This window comes from Jatrophihabitans sp. (assembly GCF_036388195.1).
GTDB lineage: Bacteria > Actinomycetota > Actinomycetes > Mycobacteriales > Jatrophihabitantaceae > Jatrophihabitans_A.
On record NZ_DASVSG010000010.1, the window covers coordinates 1 to 19881 of the forward strand.

Below are 19881 nucleotides of genomic sequence, written 5' to 3' on the forward strand. Positions count from 1 at the left end.
CACGGCATCTGGCCGTTCATCCAGGCGGCCAGCGAGGCGGCGATGGTCGGCGGGCTGGCCGACTGGTTCGCCGTGACCGCGCTGTTCCGGCACCCGCTGGGCCTGCCGATCCCGCACACCGCGATCATCCCGCGCAAGAAGGACCAGATCGGGGAGAGCCTGGGCGACTTCCTCCGGCAGAACTTCCTGACCCCGGAGGTGGTCGGCCCCCGGCTGCAGGCCGCCCAGATCCCGCGCCGGGTGGGGGAGTGGCTGGCCACCGGCGACCGTCCGGAGAAGCTCTCGCACGAGTTCGGGGTGGCCCTGGCCGGCGCGAACACCGTGCTGGCCGATGAGGACATCCGGGTGGCCATCGAGAACTTCGCCGATGCCCAGCTGCGCCGGCTGCCGGCCGCCCCGGTGGTGGCCAAGGTGCTCGACCTGGCGGTGGAGGGCAACCAGCACCAGGTGCTGATGACCGAGGGGCTGCGGTCGCTGATGCGCTTCCTCGACGACAACCGGGACGTGTTCCGCAAGCGGGTCGCCGACGAGTCCCCGGAGTGGGTGCCGGAGTGGGTGGACGGCAGGGTCTTCACCAAGCTGTTCGCCAGCGTCCAGAACTTCCTGGCCGATGTCGCCGGCGACCCCGAGCACGCGCTGCGCATCCAGTTCGACCAGCGGCTGCGGCAGTACGCGGTGCAGCTGCGCACCGATCCGCAGGCCGCGGCCCACCTGGAGCAGTGGAAGTCCGACCTGCTCGACCACCCGGCGGTGCGCAACGCGCTGGCGTCGCTGTGGGTGCCGCTGAAGAAGGCGGTGCTCGACGCTGCGCTGGACCCGAACTCCGAGCTGCGCCGGGTGGGCGCCTCGGTGATCCGGCAGACCGGCACGGCGCTGCGCGATGACCCGGCGCTGCAGGCCAAGTGCGACCGCTGGCTGCTCGGCGTGATGAGGCACGTGCTGGCCCACTACTCCGGCGAGCTGACCGGGGTGATCACCCACACGGTCTCGCGCTGGGACGCCGACTCGACCGCGCGCCGGCTGGAATTGCAGGTCGGGCGGGACCTGCAGTTCATCCGGATCAACGGCACCGTGGTCGGATCATTGGTGGGGCTTTTCATCTACTCTGCCAGCCGGCTGCTGTGAGGCCAGCTAGCCTTGTAGCGAATCGCTGAGCCAACAGCGGCTCCGTTGGCTGGGAGAGAGCTATTTCTGAGGACGCGAACTTCGGCGCCCCCGCTGGTGGTGAGGCAACCACCGGTTCGGAGCTGGGCCCGGCGACCGAGGCGATGCCGGTGCCCGTCGAAGCCGTGCCTCCACCACCGCCGCAGCCCGGCCAGCCCGGCTGGTTGCTGGGTGGCCGCTACCGGGTGATCGACCGGGTCGGCGCCGGCGGCATGGCCGAGGTGTTCCGCGCTCACGACCAGCTGCTGGCCCGCGACGTCGCGGTCAAGGTGTTCCGCGCCCACGCGGACCCGGACGAGGTCACCGGCGGCGTGCAGCGCCAGGAGCTGGAGCTGCAGACGCTGGCCCGGCTCAGCCATCCCAACCTGATCACCCTGTTCGACGGCTCGATCGGCGCCGACGGCGAGCCGGCCTTCCTGGTGATGGAGCTGATCGACGGCCCGAGCCTGGCCGCCCAGATCGCCCAGGCGCCGCTGACCGAGCCGGAGGCCCGCGAGGTCGCCATCCAGATCGCCGGCGCGCTGGCCTACGTCCACTCCCAGCACATGGTGCATCGCGATATCAAGCCCGCCAACATCCTGCTCGGAGCCGACAGCACCACCGGCGAGACCACCGTCCGGGCGCGGCTGTCGGACTTCGGCATCGTCCGGCTGCTGGGCAGCGAGCACCTGACCAGCGCCGACTTCATGGTGGGCACCGCCTCGTACCTGGCCCCGGAACAGGCGCGCGGCGCCGAGGTCGGCCCGGCCGCCGACGTCTACGCCCTCGGCCTGGTGCTGATCGAGGCGCTCACCGGACGGCGCTCCTACGAGGGCCCGGCGCTGGAGGCGGTGCTGGCCCGGCTGGACCGTTCGCCGGAGATCCCGGCCGGCCTGCCGCAGCCGTGGCCGGAGCTGTTGCAGGCGATGACCGCGATGGACCCGGAGCATCGGCCGAGCGCCGCTGAGGTGGCCCGGACGCTGCGCGAGGGCGTCGGGCTGCCGACCCCGATGCTGGCCGCGCCCGGCTCGGGCCTGCTGGCCGGTGACGCGGTGCTGGCGGGCGGCGCCCCGCTGGCGGCCGCGTCCGGACTGGCCGGAACCACGGCGCTGGACGGAACCACGGCGCTGGACGGAACCACGGCGCTGCCGGTCGGCGGAGCTGTGGCCGGCGGAGCGATGGCTGCCGGAGCTGTGGCCGGTGGAGCTGTGGCCGGTGGAGCGATGGCTGCCGGAGCTGTGGCCGGTGGAGCGGTGGCCGGCGAGGCGTTGGCCGACATGGACCTGGCCGATGGCCCCGGGGTGGGCTCGACGCCGTTCCTCCCGGCAGCAGCCTCCGGTCCCGCGGTGGATCCTGAGCTCGCCACCGCCTTCATCCCCGCCGGCCTGCCACCCATGCCGCCGATGGTGGATGAGCAGCACGAGGTGTTCGACGAGCCGGAACGGCGCCGGGCCTGGGGGCGTGGGCCGCTGGTGGGGGCTGCGGCGGCCGCCATTGTCCTGGCCACTGCCCTGACAGCCGGTGGCCTGGCCCTGGTGCGTGACCCGTCGACCAAGAGCCCGGGGACGTTGCCGGGGCAGGCGGTGTCCAGCAGCGCCATCGTGCAACCGTCCGCCAAGCCGACGCGCAGCGCCACCTCGCTGGCCCCGATCGGCTCGGTCCCCAGCTCGGGCGGCGGCAGCTCCAAGCCCAGCCGGTCCGCCAGCAGCTCGCCCACCAAGAGCAGCTCGCCGACCAAGAGCAGCGCGCCCGCGACCAGCAGCACCGCGCCGACCAAGAGCAGCGCGCCCGCGACCAGCAGCGCCGCGCCGACCAGCAGCGCGCCGGCGACGAGCAGCCCGGCGAGCACGTCGACGAGCCCGTCCGGCACCGGCTCGGCCTCCGGTACCGGAACCACCAGCGCGGCGCCGGCCGGCGTCAGCAGCCCGGGGACCGGGACCGGCCAGTCGACCAAGAGCGGCTAGTACCCCTCCGGGATTGGCGGAAAGCGACTAGCGCCGCTGGCCGGCCAGGGGCTGGCGGACCACCGCGTCGACGGCGGCGGGCCTGCGCAGGGCGTGGGCCAGCACCGCCAGCGCGGCCAGCCACACCAGGCAGGCGCCGAGCATGTGAAAGCCGACCAGCACCGCCGGGACGTGCGTGAAGTACTGCACGTACCCGATCAGGCCCTGGGCCAGCTCCACGGCGAGGAGCAGCCAGGCTGCCCGGCGCAACCGGTCCGGGGCGCCAGCGGCCCGGGCCAGCACCGCGAAGCCGAGGCTCACCCCGATCAGCAGCATCACCACGTCGGCGTGCAGCTGGGACACCGAGCCCGGGTCGAACGCGATCCGGCGGGTGGCGGCGCCCTCATCGCCGGCATGCGGGCCGCTGCCGGTCACCACCGTGCCGATCGCCAGCACCGCCGCGGTGAGCGCCAGGATCGTCCAGGCCGTGGCCCGCAGGCTGCCTTCGGCGGCTCGGCGGCCACCACCCGCAGCCGCGCGGCCCTCGTCCACGCCAACCGTGTGGTTATCGCCCAGGGCAGCCGGAGGCTCGCGCAGCCGCCACCACAGCGCGAACGCCGCCGCGATGATCAGCATCGACAGCAGGAAGTGCGCGGCCACCGTCCAGGGATTGAGGTGGGTCAGCACCGTGATGCCGCCCAGCACCGCCTGGGCGGGGATGCTCGCCGCCACCAGCGCCGCGAGCCTGATCTGCCGGCGGGCCAGCACCGCGACCACCAGGGTCGCCAGCACCACCGCGACGAGCACGAAAGTGAGCTGCCGGTTGGCGAACTCGATGATCCCGTGGACGGCGTACTCCCGGGTCGGGGTCAGCGAGGCCTCGGTGCAGGACGGCCAGGTCGGGCAGCCCAGCCCCGACCCGGTCAGCCGCACCGCTCCACCGGTCACCACGATCACCACGTTGGCGATCACCGACGCGAGCGCCAGCCGGCGCAGGGTGGCCGGCCGGCGTAGCCAGCGGGCGTCGGTCACTCCCACTTGAACCACCTCGCCGCGGCCGGCAACGCCACCGCCGCCCAGACCAGCAACGTCACGGCCGGCCGCACCGGCAGCCCCGCGTTGTGCTGGAGCACCTGGTGCAGGCCGTCGGACAGCGCCGCCGACGGCAGGTAGCGCAGCACGTCCACGGCAGCCTGGGGGTAGCGCGACAGCGGCACGGCGATGCCGCCGGCGAACAGCAGCACCAGCCAGATCAGGTTCGCCGACGCCAGCGTGATCTCGGCCCGGACGGCGCCGGCCAGCAGCAGGCCCAGGGCGCCGAAGGCGAAGGTGCCCAGCACGATCAGCGCCGCCGCCGACACCGCGCCGCCGCTTGGCCGCCAACCCAGCACCAGGCCGAACAGGCAGATCAGGACGGCCTGCAGCACCTGCAGGATCAACACCGCGCAGGTCTTGCCGAGCAGCAGCACCCGGCGCGACAGCGCGGTGGCGCCCAGCCGCTTGAGCACCGCGTACTTGCGCTCGAAGCCGGTGCCGATGGCCAGGCCGGTGAACGAGGCGCTCATCACCGCCAGCGCGAGCACCGAGGGCACCACGAAGTCGATCCGGCGCGGGACGTCCAGGGAGTACAGCAGCGGCAGGTTGAAGAAGAACTCCAGCAGCAGCGGGATCACCAGGGTGAGGCCGACCTGCTCGCCGTTGCGCAGCAGCAGCCGCAGCTCCATCCGGGTCTGGGCGGCCAGCATCCGGGCAGCCGGCGCGGCGCCCGGAGCCGGCGCGAAGGTGGTGATCACCGGGCAGTCCGCGGCAGGGTGAGGGCGAGGAAGACGTCCTCCAGGCTGCGCCGCTCCACGCTGAGCCCCTCGGCCAGCACGTCACGGGCGGCACACCAGGACGTGATGCCGGCCAGCAGCGCGGGGGTGACCTCACCCGACACCAGGTACCGCCCGGCGGCCGGCTCGCTGACCAGGGCGCCGGCCGGCAGCGCGGCCTGCAGCTCCGCGATCGGCAGCCCGGCCGGCGCCCGGAAGCGGACCTGGCCCGCCGACCCGGCCTGGGTCAGCTCGGCCGGGCTGCCCTCGGCGACGATCCGGCCGGCATGCAGCATCACCACGTGGTCGGCCAGCTCCTCGGCCTCGTCCAGGTAGTGGGTGCTGAGCACGATGCTGACGCCGTCCCGGCGCAACCGGCGGATCAGCTCCCAGGCGACCCGCCGGGCTTGCGGGTCCATCCCCGCGGTCGGCTCGTCCAGGAACAGCAGCTCCGGACGGGATACCAGCGCCATCGCCAGCGACAGCCGCTGCTGCTGGCCGCCGGACAGCCGCTTGACCGGGGTGCTCGCCACCTCGGCCAGCCCGACCTCGGCGAGCAGGTCGGCGGCGTCGAGCGGATGGGCGGCATAGCTGGCGAACAGCTGCAGCAGCTCCAGGGCGCGGGCCCCGGTGTAGCCGCCGACGCCGCCCTGCAGCATCACCCCGACCTTGGGACGCAACTGCCTGCTGTCGGTGGCCGGGTCCAGTCCGAGCACCCGGACCCGGCCGCTGTCGGCGCGCCGGAACCCCTCGCAGATCTCGATGGTGGTGGTCTTGCCCGCCCCGTTGGTGCCCAGCAGCGCCAGCAGCTGGCCGCGGGGCACGGTCAGCGAGATGCCGTCCACCGCGGGCCGGCCGGCATAGCGCTTGACAAGATCGGTGATCTCGACGGCAGCGGCGGCGGGCACCGGTCAAGTCTAGGTAGTGCGCGGGGCGTCGGCGCACACCCCGGCCGCGGACGTGAACCGGGGCAGCGCCAAGACCAGTACGCGCAGCCCTCAGGTCAGTCGATGGCCTTCACCGAGCTGCCGTAGGTGTCGACGTAGTCCTGCCCCGACAGTTTCTGGACCGCCTCCCGGATGGTCTCGGCCACCTCGCGCAGCTTCCGGGACGAGCGCTCGTCCTCGGCGCGGCCGGAGAAGTCCAGCGCCGGGCCGTAGTGCACCTCCACCGGCGCGCGGTACCAGTGCCGGTCGCCCTCGCTCAGCACCTTGTCGGTGCCGACCAGGCCCACCGGGATCACCGGGGCGCCCGAGCGCAGCGCGAGCCGAGCCACCCCGGTGCGGAACTTGTGCAGCCGGCCGTCCGGGGACCGGGTGCCCTCGGGGTAGATGCCCAGCGCCTTGTCCTGGGCCAGCAGCTCCACGCCGACGTCGATGGTGTTGGCCGCCGCCCGGGGGTTGTCCCGGTCCACCGGCACGTGCCCGAACTCGCGGAAGCTCCAGGCGGTGATCCGGCCCCGCAGCCCCGCCCCCTGGAAGTACTCGGCCTTGGCGAAGTACAGCACCTGCCGGCCGGCGGTGATCGGGGTGAACACCTCATCGGCCGCGGACAGGTGGTTGCCGGCGATGATCGCGGGCCCGGTGCGCGGCACGTACTGCTGGCCGGTCGCCTGCGGCCTGAAGTAGGCGCGCACCAGCGGCGAAACCAGAAGCTCGGCGGCGCGGTACAGCACCCCGCGAACCTACCGCCTCGGCTCGGCGCGCCGGATGCCCCATGCCCCCTGCCGCACACCCGACGCCAGGGCGGTCCAGCGTCGGGACGCACGTCCGGAATGACCCTGTCTGCGACGATCGAACCGGCCCGGGCGAGCATCATGAGAGCAACGCCACGCGACACCACGGCCGCTGGAAGGCCCCGGGCTGGGATCAGCTCGGGAAATACGTCATACTTATCTTGTGAAATTCACGGGCACCAGCACGGCTCCGGCTCCCGCCGCCGCAGCGGCGCCCGACGCTGCCCGCCCGACCAGCATGGCCGGCACCGCCGAGGGCCGCACCCGTGACGCGGTGACCCGGCTGGTGCAGGAGTCCGGCCCGTTGACCGCCGCGGCGCTGGCCGAGCGGCTGCAGCTGTCCGCCGCTGCCGTCCGCCGGCACCTGGACGCCCTGGTGGTCGACGGCATCTTCGTCGAGGTGCAGCCCCGCGCCTCCAGCCTGCGCCCGCGCGGCCGGGGCCGGCCGGCCCGGGCCTACGCCCTCACCGACGCCGGCCGGGCCAGCTTCGGGCACGCCTATGACGATCTCGCCTCGACGGCGCTGCGCTACCTGCGCGACACCGGCGGCGAGGCCGCGGTGGTGGCCTTCGCCGAGCACCGCGCGAGCACCCTGTTCGACCGGATCAATGCCCAGCTCGCCACGCCGGAGCTCGCCGGGGTCGACCCCCGCCAGAAGGCCGGCCTGGTCGCCGCGGCGCTGACGGCCGAGGGTTATGCCGCCAACGTCGTCCCGGCCGGCAATGCCGGGCAGGGCAGCCAGCTCTGCCAGCACCACTGCCCGGTGGCGCATGTGGCCGCGGAGTTCCCGCAGCTGTGCGAGGCCGAGACCCGGGCGCTGGCCTCGACGCTCGGCGCGAATGTGCAGCGGCTGGCCACCATCGCCCACGGCGACGGCGTCTGCACCACCCACGTCTCACCCGCCGGCCCGCTCGGGCCCGGCGGCGCCCGCACCACCACGCAGGCAGGCACCACGCAAGCAGGCACGACCACGCAAGCAGGCACGACCAGGCAAGCACGCACCATCACAGACGCGGAAGTCCCGAACCGGGAGGCACATACATGACCACAGCAGCTGAGCGCACCCTTCTCCAGGGCGAGCAGATCGAGGCGCTGTCGACATACAAGTTCGGCTGGTCGGACACCGACGTGGCCGGCTCCACCGCCCGGCGGGGCCTGAACTCCGACGTCGTGCGCAACATCTCAGCGCTGAAGAACGAGCCTGCCTGGATGCTGGAGCGCCGGCTCAAGGCACTGGAGATCTTCCGCAAGAAGCCGATGCCGAACTGGGGCTCGGACCTGTCGGGCATCGACTTCGAGAACATCAAGTACTTCGTGCGCTCGACCGAGAAGCAGGCCGCGTCCTGGGACGACCTGCCGGCCGAGATCAAGAACACCTACGACAAGCTGGGCATCCCCGAGGCGGAGAAGCAGCGGCTGGTCTCCGGCGTCGCGGCGCAGTACGAGTCCGAGGTGGTCTACCACAAGATCCGCGAGGACCTGGAGGCCCAGGGCGTGCTGTTCCTGGACACCGACACCGCGCTGCGCGAGCACGAGGAGCTGTTCAAGGAGTACTTCGGCACCGTCATCCCGTCCGGTGACAACAAGTTCGCGGCGCTCAACACCGCGGTGTGGTCCGGCGGCTCGTTCATCTACGTCCCCAAGGGCGTGCACGTCGACATCCCGCTGCAGGCGTACTTCCGGATCAACACCGAGAACATGGGCCAGTTCGAGCGGACCCTGATGATCATCGACGAGGGCGCCTACGTGCACTACGTCGAGGGCTGCACCGCGCCGATCTACTCCTCCGACTCGCTGCACTCGGCCGTCGTGGAGATCATCGTCAAGAAGGGTGGCCGGTGCCGCTACACCACCATCCAGAACTGGTCGAACAACGTCTACAACCTGGTCACCAAGCGCGCCGTGGCGCAGGAGGCCGCGACCATGGAGTGGGTCGACGGCAACATCGGCTCGAAGGTCACCATGAAGTACCCGGCCGTCTGGATGACCGGTGAGCACGCCAAGGGCGAGGTGCTCTCGATCGCCTTCGCCGGCGAGGGCCAGCACCAGGACGCCGGCGCCAAGATGGTGCACGCCGCCCCGCACACCTCCTCGACGATCATCTCCAAGTCGGTGGCCCGCGGCGGTGGCCGCACCTCCTACCGCGGCCTGGTGCAGGTCGAGCCCGGCGCACACCACAGCCGGTCCACGGTCAAGTGCGACGCGCTGCTGGTCGACACCATCAGCCGGTCCGACACCTACCCCTACGTCGACGTCCGCGAGGACGACGTGTCGATGGGCCACGAGGCCACCGTGTCCAAGGTCAGCGACGACCAGCTGTTCTACCTGATGAGCCGCGGCCTGTCCGAGGACGAGGCGATGGCGATGATCGTGCGCGGCTTCGTCGAGCCGATCGCCCGCGAGCTGCCGATGGAGTACGCCCTGGAGCTGAACCGGCTCATCGAACTGCAGATGGAAGGCGCGGTCGGCTAACAAGTGACTCTCACCAACACCGACACCCCGGCAGGCGACGCGCTCGCCGGCGAACACGCCCACGGCGGTCCCGGCAAGACCGGGTCGCCGGCCGAGCGGTTCACCTCCCGCAACCCCGACGACTTCGGCGTGCCCACCGGCCGGGAGGAGGACTGGCGGTTCAGCCCGCTGCGCAAGCTGCGCCCGCTGTTCCAGCCGTTCGTCTCCGCCGATTCCTTCCGCTTCGAGACCGAGCTGCCGGCCGGCGTCACGCTGCGCGCGGTGGGACGTGACCACGAGCTGTTCGGCGCGGCGCTGACCCCGGCCGACCGGGTCAGCGCGCTGGCCGCGGCCAACGTCGCGCAGGTCGTGCTGGTCACCATCGCGGCCGAGGCGCAGCTGTCCGAACCGGTCGTGCTGCGCTCGATCGGCAAGCCGGGGCTGAACTACGGCCACTTCGTGATCGACGCCCGCGCCTACAGCTCGGCCACCGTGGTGATGGATCACCTCGGTGAGGCGACCGTGGCCGCCAACGTCGAGGTGCTGGTCGGCGACGGGGCGAACCTGACCCTGATCAGCGTCCAGGACTGGGACGCCGAGGCCGTCCACGTCGCGGCCCACGCCGCCCGGCTGAGCCGGGACGCCCACTACACCCACATCGCGGTCAACCTCGGCGGCGCCGTGGTGCGGCTGAACCCGACGGTGACCTACGCCGGCCCGGGCGCTGCCGCCGAGCTGTACGGCCTGTCCTTCGCCGGCGAGGGCCAGCACCAGGAATCGCGGCTCTACGTCGACCACTCGGTGCCCCAGTGCAGCTCGCATGTCGTCTACAAGTCGGTGCTCGACGGCGACACCGCGCGGACGGTGTGGATCGGCGACGTCCGGATCCGGCCGGCGGCCGTGGCGACCACGACCTACGAGCTCAACCGCAACCTGCTGCTGACCGATGGGGCGCGCGCCGACTCGGTGCCCAACCTGGAGATCGAGACCGGCGAGATCGCCGGCGCCGGGCACGCCAGCGCCACCGGCCGCTTCGACGACCTGCAGCTGTTCTACCTGCAGTCGCGGGGTATCCCCGAGGATGAGGCCCGCAGGCTGGTCGTCCGCGGCTTCTTCGCCGACGTGATCGACCACATCAAGGTGCCGGAGCTGCACGACCGGCTGATGGCCAGCATCGACACCCGCCTCGGCGGCACCCCGGCCGGACTGGAGGAGAGCTGATGGCAACCAGGCTGTGCGCGCTCGCCGAGCTGAGCCCCGGCATCCCGCTGCGGGTCGAGCTCGACGATCTGGAGGTCGCGGTCATCCGCATCGGTGACGAGGTCTTCGCCATCGAGGACGTCTGCTCGCACGCCGACTTCCCGCTGTCCGACGGGGAGGTCGACGACTGCACCATCGAGTGCGCGCTGCACAGCTCCCGGTTCGACCTGCGCACCGGCAAGCCGACCGGGCCGCCGGCCACCCGTCCGGTCCCGGTCTATCCCACGTCCGTCGTCGACGGCGACGTCTACGCCGAGCTCGACACCTGATCTTGGCCGCCGGCTGTATCGGCCACCCGCAAGACCCTGAGAACCTAAGGAGAACCAAGCAGATGTCCGAGCTCGAGATCCGCGACCTGCACGTCGCCGTGGACGACACCCCGATCCTGCGGGGCGTCAACCTGACCGTCGCCTCCGGCCAGACGCACGCGATCATGGGCCCGAACGGCTCCGGCAAGTCCACCCTGGCGTACTCGATCGCCGGCCACCCGAAGTACACGGTCACCTCCGGCCAGGTGCTGCTGGACGGCCAGGACGTGCTGTCGATGGCTGTTGATGAAAGGGCTCGAGCGGGGCTCTTTCTCGCCATGCAGTACCCGGTCGAGGTGCCGGGGGTGTCGGTGTCGAACTTCCTGCGCACCGCGGCCACCGCGATCCGGGGCGAGGCGCCGAAGCTGCGCACCTGGGTCAAGGAGGTCAACACCGCGATGAGCGAGCTGGAGATGGACAAGTCCTTCGCCGAGCGCAACGTCAACGAGGGCTTCTCCGGCGGTGAGAAGAAGCGGCACGAGATCCTGCAGATGGCGCTGCTCAAGCCGAAGATCGCCATCCTGGACGAGACCGACTCCGGCCTGGACGTCGACGCGCTGCGGGTGGTCAGCGAGGGCGTCAACAAGGTGCGGGAGACCGGGATCGGCACCCTGCTGATCACCCACTACACCCGGATCCTGCGCTACATCAAGCCGGACTTCGTGCACGTCTTCTTCGACGGCCGGATCGTGGAGTCCGGTGGCGCCGAGCTCGCCGACGAGCTCGAGGCGCACGGCTACGCCCGGTACGGCGTGAACGAGCCGGCGGCAGTGCTGTAGTTCTCAGCAGTTCCCAGTGCGGCGGGGGTAAGGCTCGGCCCCGGTCCGTTGTTCAGTAGAGGGCTCGTAGTTCAGCAGCGAAATGCTCAGTGAGGCGGTGCAGGTGTCCAGTTCCTTCGATGTCGAGGTGATCCGCAAGGATTTCCCGATCCTGTCCCGGCAGGTGCACGGGGTCCCGCTGGTCTACCTGGACTCGGCCAACACCTCGCAGAAGCCGCGCCAGGTGCTCGATGCCCTCGACGACTTCTACTCCCGGCACAACGCGAACGTGGCGCGGGCGGTGCACACCCTCGGCTCCGAGGCGACCACGCTGTTCGAGGCGGCCCGGGACAAGGTGGCGGCGTTTCTCAATGCCCCGCGCCGCGAAGAGGTGATCTTCACCAAGAACATCTCCGAGTCCCTCAACCTGCTGGCGTACTCGCTGTCCAACGCGACCACGTTCCCGGGCGCGGAGAAGTTCCGGATCGGCCCGGGCGACAACATCGTGGTGACCGAGATGGAGCACCACTCGAACCTGGTGCCATGGCAGCTGCTGGCCCAGCGCACCGGTGCTGAGTTCCGCTACATCCCGATCGACGAGGACGGCCGGCTGGTCATGTCCGCCATCGAGGAGCGGATCGACGCGCACACCAAGGTGGTGTCCTTCGTCCACCAGTCCAACGCGCTGGGCACCGTCAACCCGGTGGCCAGGATCGTGGCCCGGGCCAAGGCGGTCGGGGCGCTCACCATCCTCGACGCGGCACAGTCCGCGCCGCACCGCCCGGTGGACGTCCAGGCGCTCGGCGTCGACTTCCTCGGTTTCACCGGCCACAAGCTGTACGGGCCGACCGGGGTCGGGGTGCTCTGGGGACGGTACGAGCTGCTGGCCGAGCTGCCGCCGTTCATGGGTGGCGGCGAGATGATCGAGACCGTCGACATGACCGGCACCACCTACGCCGCGCCGCCGCACCGGTTCGAGGCCGGCACCCCGATGATCGCCGAGGCGGTCGGGCTAGGCGCGGCCATCGACTACGTCAGCGCGATCGGGATGGAGGCCATCCAGGAGCGCGAGGCGGAGCTGACCGCGTACGCGCTGCAGGCGTTCGCGTCGGTGCCGGGGCTGAAGGTGATCGGGCCGAACTCGCCCGAGGAGCGCGGGGCCACCATCTCGTTCACGGTCAAGGGCATCCACCCGCACGACGTCAGCCAGCTGCTGGACGAGCAGGGCATCGCGGTGCGGGCCGGGCACCACTGCGCCCGCCCGGTGTGTGTGCGCTATGGCATCCCGGCGACCACCCGGGCGTCGTTCGGCATCTACACCACCACGGCCGAGATCGACGCCCTGGTCGCGGGCCTGGCCCGGGTGCAGGAGATGTTCGGATGAGCGAGCATCGCAGCGAAGCGAGGCGCGGAGTGAATTCAGCGATGAGCGCTTGCGCGACGAGCCGAGGTCAACGATGAGCTTGTCGATGGACTCGATGTACCAGCAGATCATTCTCGATCACTACAAGCACCCGCAGCACCGCGGCCAGATCGAGCCGTTCGACGCCGAGGTGCATCACGTGAACCCGACCTGCGGCGACGAGGTCACGCTGCGGGTGCGCCTCGCCGGCGGCGAGATCGCCGAGCTCGGCTGGGTGGGCGAGGGCTGCTCGATCAGCCAGGCGTCCACCTCGGTGATGAGCGACCTGGTGGTCGGCCAGCCCATCGAGAACGCGCTGCGGCTGCAGGAGAAGTTCCTGGAGCTGATGCAGTCGCAGGGGCACGGCGAGCTCACCGAGGACGAGGCCGAGGCCCTCGATGACGCGGTGGCCTTCGAGGGTGTGTCGAAGTACCCGGCGCGGGTCAAGTGCGCGCTGCTGGGCTGGATGGCGATGAAGTCGGCCGTGGCCGAGGCCAGCGGGAACACCGAACAAGGAGCGCAGTCATGACCGAAGCCCGCACCATTCCCAAGCCGTCGCAGGACGACGTCGAAGAGGCGTTGCGCGATGTGGTCGACCCCGAGCTGGGCATCAACGTCGTCGATCTCGGGCTGATCTACGGCCTGGACATCGCCGACGACGCCACGGTGACGGTCGACATGACGCTGACCTCGGCGGCCTGCCCGCTGACCGACGTGATCGAGGAGCAGGCCGAGGCCGCGCTGACCGGCGGGCCCAAGCCGCTGGCCAGCGCCATGAAGATCAACTGGGTCTGGATGCCGCCGTGGGGCCCGGACAAGATCACCGACGACGGCCGCGAGCAGCTGCGGGCGCTCGGCTTCAACGTCTGAGCTTCAGGCTCAGCCCGTCAGGTGGACCGACATGCCCACGGGTCGTTATAGCGGCCGGTCGGCATGACAGTCCGAGAACGCGACCGACCTGGTTCAGCCGAGGTTGGACGCTCGGAAGGTGTCGCAGCGATCCGGGTCGCCGGACTTGTAGCCGGCGCCGAACCACTTCTGCCGCTGCGCGGAGGACCCGTGGGTGAACTTGCTCTCGTCCACCCCGCCGCTGCCCAGATGTGACTGGATCCAGTCGTCGCCGATCCGGCCGGCGGTGTCCAGCGCGGCGTCGATGTCGGCTTGGGTCAGGTTCTCGATGAACGGCCGGCCATTCGCGGACGGAACCGTGGTGGCGTGGTGGGCCCATACCCCGGCGTAGCAGTCGGCCTGCAGCTCCAGCCGCACCGTGCCCGAGGTCGGGCCGCTCTCGCTGTGGTTGACCCGGTCCGAGGTCCCCAACAGGTCCTGCACGTGGTGGCCATATTCGTGGGCGATCACGTAGGCGTTGGGGAACGCCCCGCCGGTCGCGCCGAACTGGGTCTTCAGCTCGTTGAAGAACGCCAGGTCGATGTAGACCTTGGCGTCGGCGGGGCAGTAGAACGGCCCGACGCCGGAGTTGGCCGCGCCGCAGCCGGTGTTGACCTGGCCGGTGAAGAACACCGTCGGGGACTTGCTGTACCGGGTGCCCTCGCGGGGCAGCTGGGTGGCCCAGAACGCCTGCACCGAGTCGATGTCGGCCACGATCGCGCAGTCGGCGCGCTCGTTGGCGTCCGCGCCGGTGCGGCACTCGCTGCTGAGCGTGCTGTTGTCGATCGAGTTGGGGTTGGACCCCTGGCCGAGACCGCTGAGGCCGCCCAGCCCACCCGCCGAGCCGCCGTCGCCACCGCCGAGGACGTTGAACAGCACCACGGCGATCAGCCCGACCAGCCCCAGGCCACCGCCGCCGACGGCCAGGCCGCCCCGGCCCATCCCGCCGCCACGGGCGTCCTGTACCTGCGAGGTGTCCAGCTGGGCGTCGTCGTTGAACTGCATCGTCCACCATCCGCCGTCGGGCGGTCCCCGCTGCTGGAGCCGCCGAATCCAGTGGAACGGTACCTGGGCGCGGTCCCGCGCGGCCCGCGTGAGGCGGTCCCGGACGCCGAGGTGGGGTAATCTGGTCAGACGTGAGCACCGTTCCGCGCTGAGCCCGGCCACCTGTGCCTCCATGCCCATCAGCCCTGAACCGGAAAGTGCCGTCACATGATCACCGCCACCGACCTCGAACTGCGCGCGGGCGCGCGGCTGCTGCTGCAGCCCACCACGCTGCGGGTCCAGGCCGGCGACCGGATCGGGCTGGTCGGGCGCAACGGCGCCGGCAAGACCACCAGCCTCAAGGTGCTCGCCGCCGAGACGTTGCCGCACGGCGGCCAGGTCAGCAGCACCTCACCGGTCGGCTACCTGCCCCAGGACCCGCGTACCGGCGACCTGGAGCAGACCGCGGGGGACCGGGTGCTGTCGGCCCGCGGCCTGGACGAGATCCTGCACCAGCTCACCGCGGTCGGCCACCGGCTGGCCGACGAGCACGACGACGAGACGCTGGTACGCCGCTACGGCCAGCTCGAGGAGCGGTTCTCCAGCCTCGGCGGGTACGCCGCGGAGGCAGAGGCGGCCCGGATCTGCGCTCACCTCGGCCTGCCCGAGCGGGTGCTGGCCCAACCGCTGGGCACCCTGTCCGGCGGCCAGCGCCGGCGCATCGAGCTGGCCCGGATCCTGTTCGCGGACTCGGCCGGCGAGCCGACCACGCTGCTGCTGGACGAGCCCACCAACCACCTCGACGCCGACTCGATCACCTGGCTGCGCGACTTCCTCAAGGGCCACCGGGGCGGGCTGATCGTGGTCAGCCACGATGTCGAGCTGCTGGACGCGGTGGTGAACAAGGTCTGGTACTTGGATGCCAACCGCAGCGTCATCGACATCTACAACGTCGGGTGGAAGACCTACCTCAAGCAGCGCGAGGCCGACGAGCGCCGGCGCACCCGGGAGCGGGCCAACGCCGAGCGCAAGATCGACTCGCTGCGCGGGCAGGCGGACAAGATGCGGGCCAAGGCCACCAAGGCCAAGGCCGCCCAGCAGATGCTGCGCCGGGCCGACGCGCTCAACGCCAGCCTGGCCGAGGTGCGGGCGCACGACAAGGTGGCCCGGCTGCGGTTCCCCGACCCCGCGCCGTGCGGGCGCACCCCGCTGACCGCGGAGGGCCTGTCGAAGTCCTACGGCTCGCTGGAGGTGTTCACCGGCGTCGACCTGGCCATCGACCGGGGCACCCGGGTGGTGGTGCTCGGGCTGAACGGGGCGGGCAAGACCACCCTGCTGCGGCTGCTGGCCGGGGCCGAGAAGCCCGACACCGGCGAGGTGCTGCCCGGCCACGGCCTGCGGCTGGGCTACTACGCCCAGGAGCACGAGACCCTGGACACCGAGCGGACGGTGCTGGAGAACATGCGCAGCGCCGCTCCGGACCCCGCAGACCTGCAGCTGCGCAGCGTCCTCGGAGCGTTCCTGTTCTCCGGCGAGGACGTCGACAAGCCCGCCGGGGTGCTCTCCGGCGGCGAGAAGACCCGGCTGGCGCTGGCGATGCTGGTGACCAGCGCGGCCAACGTGCTGCTGCTGGACGAGCCCACCAACAACCTGGACCCGGCGAGCCGGGAGCAGGTGCTGGACGCGCTGCGCCGCTATGCCGGGGCCATCGTGCTGGTGACCCACGACGAGGGCGCGGTGGAAGCTCTCAATCCGGACAAGGTGATCTTGCTGCCCGACGGTGTCGAGGACAGCTGGAGCCCGGATCTGGCCGATCTGGTGGCGTTGGCCTGAGCTCGGAAGATCACGCTGCCCATTGCGGTGGGAGAGCCAGCCTGCTAGCAAGGTGGATGCGTGCAAAACGGATCACTGCACCACGGTGCTGCGCTGCGTTATCCAATGAGAGGACTGACGGTGGCTGATCTGAAGAAGGGCGCCCGCATCACGGGGTCCGACCGGAACAAGTTGGCGAGCGAAGTGAAGAAGCAGTACGAGAAGGGCCGCAGCATCCGCGAGTTGGCGGATACGCACGGCCGTTCGTACGGTTTCATCCACCGGCTGCTGAGCGAGAACGAGGTGTCGCTGCGCAGTCGCGGCGGGGCCACCAGGGGAAAGAAGAGCGTCTCCTGACCCCCGATCCCGGCTACCAGCCGGAAATCCCGGCTGCCGCCGGGTTCGCTGTCGAGCTGTCGCGCGCCGATCAGGTCGCGACCTTCACGTTGAACCGGCCGGCCAAGCGCAATGCGCAGAACCCGCTGACCTGGGCCTGGCTGACCCGGACGGTCAACGCGCTGCCCGGCACGGTCCGGATGCTCGTGGTGCGCGGCGACGGGCCGTCCTTCTCGGCCGGCCTGGACCGAGCGATGTTCACCCCCGAGGGGGTGGACGGCATTCCCGGCGTCCAGCAGCTGGCCCAGGCCGGGCACGAGGAGGCCAGCGCCGAGATCGCCGGGTACCAGCAGGGCCTGGGAGTCTTCGCGCGCCCGGGCCTGGTCAGCCTCGCGCTGGTGCAGGGGCACGCGGTCGGCGCCGGGTTTCAGCTCAGCCTGGCCTGCGACGTCCGGATCGCCGCGACGGACGTCCAGTTCAGCATGGCCGAGGTCACCCTCGGGCTGGTGCCCGACCTCGGTGGCACCAAGCGCCTGCTGGAGCTGGTCGGCTACTCCCGGGCGGCCGAGATCTGCCTCACCGGACGCCGGGTGGGCGCCGACGAGGCGTTGCGGATCGGGCTGGTGAGTTCAGTGGCGCCCCCCGGGGAGCTGGCCGAGGCGGGGGAGCGGTTCGTGTCGGCGATCCTGGAGCGGCCGGTGACCGCGGTGACCGAGATCAAGGCGCTGCTGCTGGCCGCCGCGGACCGGTCCCAGGCCGAGCAGGAACGGGCTGAGCGGGAGGCTCAGCACCGACAGCTCCGCATGCTGGCCGGCCTGTCCGAGTAGCCCGGCCGGATAACGGGCACCGGGTGATCCCGTTGAACCGGTTGATTCCAGGCCGAACCGGTTGATCCGGTGAACCAGGCGATCAGTGGCCGCGTAGCAGGGCGACTCGCCGAACAACCTCCCGCAATGCGGCCAACGATCCGGCGGCAGCGCGGCCAACGATCCGACGGCCGGTCCATCGGTGCTGAGCGCGGCAGCCGCCGGTTGCGCTGCCAGCGAATTAGGCAGGCCAGCACGCCGCGGCCGTTCCCGGCGCGCGGATAATCGATCCGTGATGACGCGATGATGCCCGGCGGTGGCGGCTACTCGGTGATGCGCTCGATGCGCCGGGACGCCACGCTGTCCAAGCGGCCGCTGCGCGCCGGCACCGCCCGCCGGGTGATCGCCTTCGCCCGTCCCTACCGCCTCGAGCTGCTGCTGTTCCTGATCATCATCGTGCTGGACGCCATGATCGGAGTCGCCACCCCGGTGCTGGCCGGCCGGGTGATCAACGAGATCACCAGCCGGGGAGAGGTCCGGGTGGTGATCTGGATCGCGGTGATCATCGCCGGCCTGGCGGTGGTCGACGCCGGCCTGTCGCTGATCCAGCGGTGGTACTCGGCCCGGATCGGCGAGGGCCTGATCTTCGACCTGCGCACCGGGGTGTTCGACCACATCCAGCGGATGCCGCTGGCGTTCTTCACCCGGACCCAGACCGGCGCCCTGGTCAGCCGGCTCAACAGCGACGTCCTGGGGGCTCAGCAGGCGTTCACCTCCACGCTGTCGGGGGTGGTCAGCAACACGGTCAGCCTGGTGTTCACCGCCGCGGTGATGTTCACGCTGTCCTGGCAGATCACCGCGCTGGCGCTGGTGCTGCTGCCGGTGTTCGTGCTGCCGGCCAAGCGGGTCGGCAGCACCCTGCAGGCGATCACCCGGGAGTCCTACGGCCTGAACGCGTCGATGAACGCCACCATGACCGAGCGGTTCAACGTCTCCGGGGCGTTGCTGGTGAAGCTGTTCGGCAAGCCGGTGGACGAGTCGGTGTCCTTCAGCTCCCGCGCCGCGCGGGTCCGCGACATCGGCGTCCGGTCGGCGATGTACGGCCGGGCGCTGTTCGCCGCGTTGAGCCTGGTGGCGAGCCTCGCGCAGGCGCTGGTCTACGGCCTGGGCGGCTACTACGCGCTGACCGGGCAGCTGTCGACCGGGACCGTGGTCACCCTGGCGCTGCTGCTGTCCCGGCTGTACGGCCCGCTGATGCAGCTGTCCAACATCCGGGTGGACGTGATGAGCGCCCTGGTCAGCTTCGACCGGGTGTTCGAGGTGCTCGACCTGGCGCCGCTCATCAACGACGCCCCCGGCGCCGTGCCGATCCAGGTCACGCCGGCCACGGCGACCGTCGAGTTCGACGACGTCTGGTTCTCCTATCCCACCGCCTCGGAGGTGTCGCTGGCCTCGCTGGAGGACGTCGCGGTGCTGGACCAGACCCCGAGCCAGGACGTGCTCCGTGGCGTCAGCTTCACCGCCCAGGCCGGTCAGATGATTGCGCTGGTGGGCCCGTCCGGCGCTGGCAAGACCACCATCAGCCAGCTGGTGCCGCGGATCTATGACGTCCGGACGGGGGCGGTGCGGGTCGGCGGGCAGGACGTCCGGACGGTCACCCAGCAGTCGCTGCGGGACGCGATCGGCGTGGTCAGCCAGGACGCCCACCTGTTCCACGACACCATCGCGGCGAACCTGCGCTATGCCCGGCCGCAGGCCACCGACGCCGAGCTGTGGCAGGCGTTGCGGGCGGCGAACATCGCCGACAAGATCGCCGAGCTGCCCGACCAGCTGGAGACGGTGGTCGGTGACCGCGGCTACCGGCTGTCCGGTGGCGAGAAGCAGCGGATCGCCATCGCCCGGCTGCTGCTCAAGGCGCCGCCGATCGTGATCCTGGACGAGGCCACCGCCCACCTGGACAGCGAGAGCGAGCGCGCGGTGCAGCTTGCGCTGGCCGGCGCCCTGCAGGGCCGGACGTCGCTGGTGATCGCGCACCGGCTGTCCACCATCCGGGCCGCCGACCAGGTGCTGGTGATCGACGAGGGCCGGATCGTGGAGTCCGGCACCCACGATGACCTGCTGCGGGCCGGTGGGCTGTACGCGGAGCTGTACCGCACCCAGTTCGCCCCCGGCAGGCAGGTCCGCGACCAGGACGTCGAAGCCGAGGTAGTCAGCTAGTCCGTGAGCGTGGAGCCTGGTCAGGGG

The 19881-nt window shown here is 71.2% G+C and carries 19 protein-coding genes; 14 read left to right on the plus strand and 5 right to left on the minus strand.

Translation table 11 applies throughout. The features are described 5' to 3' along the window. Together VF612_RS00760 and VF612_RS00765 are read left to right on the plus strand one after the other, a co-directional pair. The coding region (locus VF612_RS00760; protein ID WP_408657935.1) for a DUF445 domain-containing protein at positions 1-1125 on the plus strand (1125 nt) is incomplete at its 5' end. A gap of 149 nt (positions 1126-1274) precedes the next feature. Further along, entirely contained in the window at positions 1275-3107 is a 1833-nt protein-coding gene (locus VF612_RS00765) for a serine/threonine-protein kinase (RefSeq protein WP_408657936.1), read from the plus strand. 27 nt (positions 3108-3134) lie between these two features. On the opposite strand, the gene VF612_RS00770 is transcribed toward VF612_RS00765, so the two are convergent. The 4 genes from VF612_RS00770 to VF612_RS00785 form a co-directional block, all read right to left on the minus strand. Then, complete coding sequence (locus VF612_RS00770; RefSeq protein ID WP_408657937.1) at positions 3135-4124, minus strand: COX15/CtaA family protein; 990 nt, start codon at positions 4122-4124, stop codon at positions 3135-3137. Then, on the minus strand, positions 4115-4831 hold the full coding sequence (locus tag VF612_RS00775; RefSeq protein WP_408657959.1) for an ABC transporter permease: 717 nt from the start codon (positions 4829-4831) through the stop codon (positions 4115-4117). The genes VF612_RS00770 and VF612_RS00775 overlap by 10 nt, the downstream gene beginning before the upstream one ends. 44 nt (positions 4832-4875) lie before the next feature. Next, positions 4876-5805, minus strand: a complete 930-nt coding sequence (locus tag VF612_RS00780) for an ABC transporter ATP-binding protein (RefSeq protein ID WP_408657938.1) — start codon at positions 5803-5805, stop codon at positions 4876-4878. Between the two features lie 95 nt (positions 5806-5900). Beyond that, positions 5901-6572: a lysophospholipid acyltransferase family protein gene (locus tag VF612_RS00785; RefSeq protein ID WP_408657939.1), complete on the minus strand. Its 672-nt coding sequence runs from the start codon at positions 6570-6572 to the stop codon at positions 5901-5903. A 223-nt stretch (positions 6573-6795) separates the two neighbouring features. Here VF612_RS00785 and VF612_RS00790 point away from each other — a divergent pair, with 223 nt between their 5' ends. The 8 genes from VF612_RS00790 to VF612_RS00825 all read left to right on the plus strand — a co-directional run bounded on the left by VF612_RS00790 (position 6796) and on the right by VF612_RS00825 (position 13681). Further along, positions 6796-7677 carry a helix-turn-helix transcriptional regulator gene (locus tag VF612_RS00790; RefSeq protein WP_408657940.1) on the plus strand — a complete coding sequence of 294 codons (882 nt, stop codon included), beginning with the start codon at positions 6796-6798 and terminating at the stop codon, positions 7675-7677. Further along, entirely contained in the window at positions 7674-9104 is a 1431-nt protein-coding gene (gene sufB / locus VF612_RS00795) for a Fe-S cluster assembly protein SufB (RefSeq protein ID WP_408657941.1), read from the plus strand. The genes VF612_RS00790 and sufB overlap by 4 nt, the downstream gene beginning before the upstream one ends. A gap of 3 nt (positions 9105-9107) precedes the next feature. Further along, positions 9108-10304 carry a Fe-S cluster assembly protein SufD gene (gene sufD, locus VF612_RS00800; protein WP_408657942.1) on the plus strand — a complete coding sequence of 399 codons (1197 nt, stop codon included), beginning with the start codon at positions 9108-9110 and terminating at the stop codon, positions 10302-10304. Continuing rightward, the gene (locus VF612_RS00805; protein WP_408657960.1) at positions 10301-10612 is read left to right on the plus strand and encodes a non-heme iron oxygenase ferredoxin subunit; all 312 of its coding nucleotides are present in this window, start codon (positions 10301-10303) and stop codon (positions 10610-10612) included. Before sufD ends, VF612_RS00805 begins: the two co-directional genes overlap by 4 nt. Positions 10613-10674: 62 nt before the next feature. Further along, positions 10675-11430, plus strand: coding sequence for a Fe-S cluster assembly ATPase SufC (sufC, locus tag VF612_RS00810; protein WP_408657943.1), 756 nt, complete (start codon positions 10675-10677; stop codon positions 11428-11430). Between the two features lie 103 nt (positions 11431-11533). Continuing rightward, on the plus strand, positions 11534-12793 hold the full coding sequence (locus VF612_RS00815; RefSeq protein ID WP_408657944.1) for a cysteine desulfurase: 1260 nt from the start codon (positions 11534-11536) through the stop codon (positions 12791-12793). Between the two features lie 79 nt (positions 12794-12872). Further along, positions 12873-13340: a Fe-S cluster assembly sulfur transfer protein SufU gene (gene sufU / locus VF612_RS00820; RefSeq protein ID WP_408657961.1), complete on the plus strand. Its 468-nt coding sequence runs from the start codon at positions 12873-12875 to the stop codon at positions 13338-13340. Further along, positions 13337-13681 carry a metal-sulfur cluster assembly factor gene (locus tag VF612_RS00825; protein ID WP_408657945.1) on the plus strand — a complete coding sequence of 115 codons (345 nt, stop codon included), beginning with the start codon at positions 13337-13339 and terminating at the stop codon, positions 13679-13681. Before sufU ends, VF612_RS00825 begins: the two co-directional genes overlap by 4 nt. Before the next feature lie 93 nt (positions 13682-13774). Here VF612_RS00825 and ypfJ read toward each other — a convergent pair whose 3' ends face one another. Further along, positions 13775-14704 (minus strand): KPN_02809 family neutral zinc metallopeptidase, encoded by a 930-nt coding sequence (gene ypfJ / locus VF612_RS00830; RefSeq protein WP_408657946.1) that lies wholly within the window; start codon positions 14702-14704, stop codon positions 13775-13777. 207 nt (positions 14705-14911) lie between these two features. Here ypfJ and VF612_RS00835 point away from each other — a divergent pair, with 207 nt between their 5' ends. The 4 genes from VF612_RS00835 to VF612_RS00850 all read left to right on the plus strand — a co-directional run bounded on the left by VF612_RS00835 (position 14912) and on the right by VF612_RS00850 (position 19854). After that, positions 14912-16516: an ABC-F family ATP-binding cassette domain-containing protein gene (locus tag VF612_RS00835; protein ID WP_408657947.1), complete on the plus strand. Its 1605-nt coding sequence runs from the start codon at positions 14912-14914 to the stop codon at positions 16514-16516. Positions 16517-16636: 120 nt separating this feature from the next. Beyond that, positions 16637-16852: a helix-turn-helix domain-containing protein gene (locus tag VF612_RS00840; protein WP_408657948.1), complete on the plus strand. Its 216-nt coding sequence runs from the start codon at positions 16637-16639 to the stop codon at positions 16850-16852. A 26-nt stretch (positions 16853-16878) separates the two neighbouring features. Continuing rightward, complete coding sequence (locus VF612_RS00845) at positions 16879-17658, plus strand: enoyl-CoA hydratase/isomerase family protein (protein WP_408657962.1); 780 nt, start codon at positions 16879-16881, stop codon at positions 17656-17658. A 282-nt stretch (positions 17659-17940) separates the two neighbouring features. Beyond that, positions 17941-19854 carry an ABC transporter ATP-binding protein gene (locus tag VF612_RS00850; RefSeq protein WP_408657949.1) on the plus strand — a complete coding sequence of 638 codons (1914 nt, stop codon included), beginning with the start codon at positions 17941-17943 and terminating at the stop codon, positions 19852-19854. Positions 19855-19881: the final 27 nt, after the last annotated feature.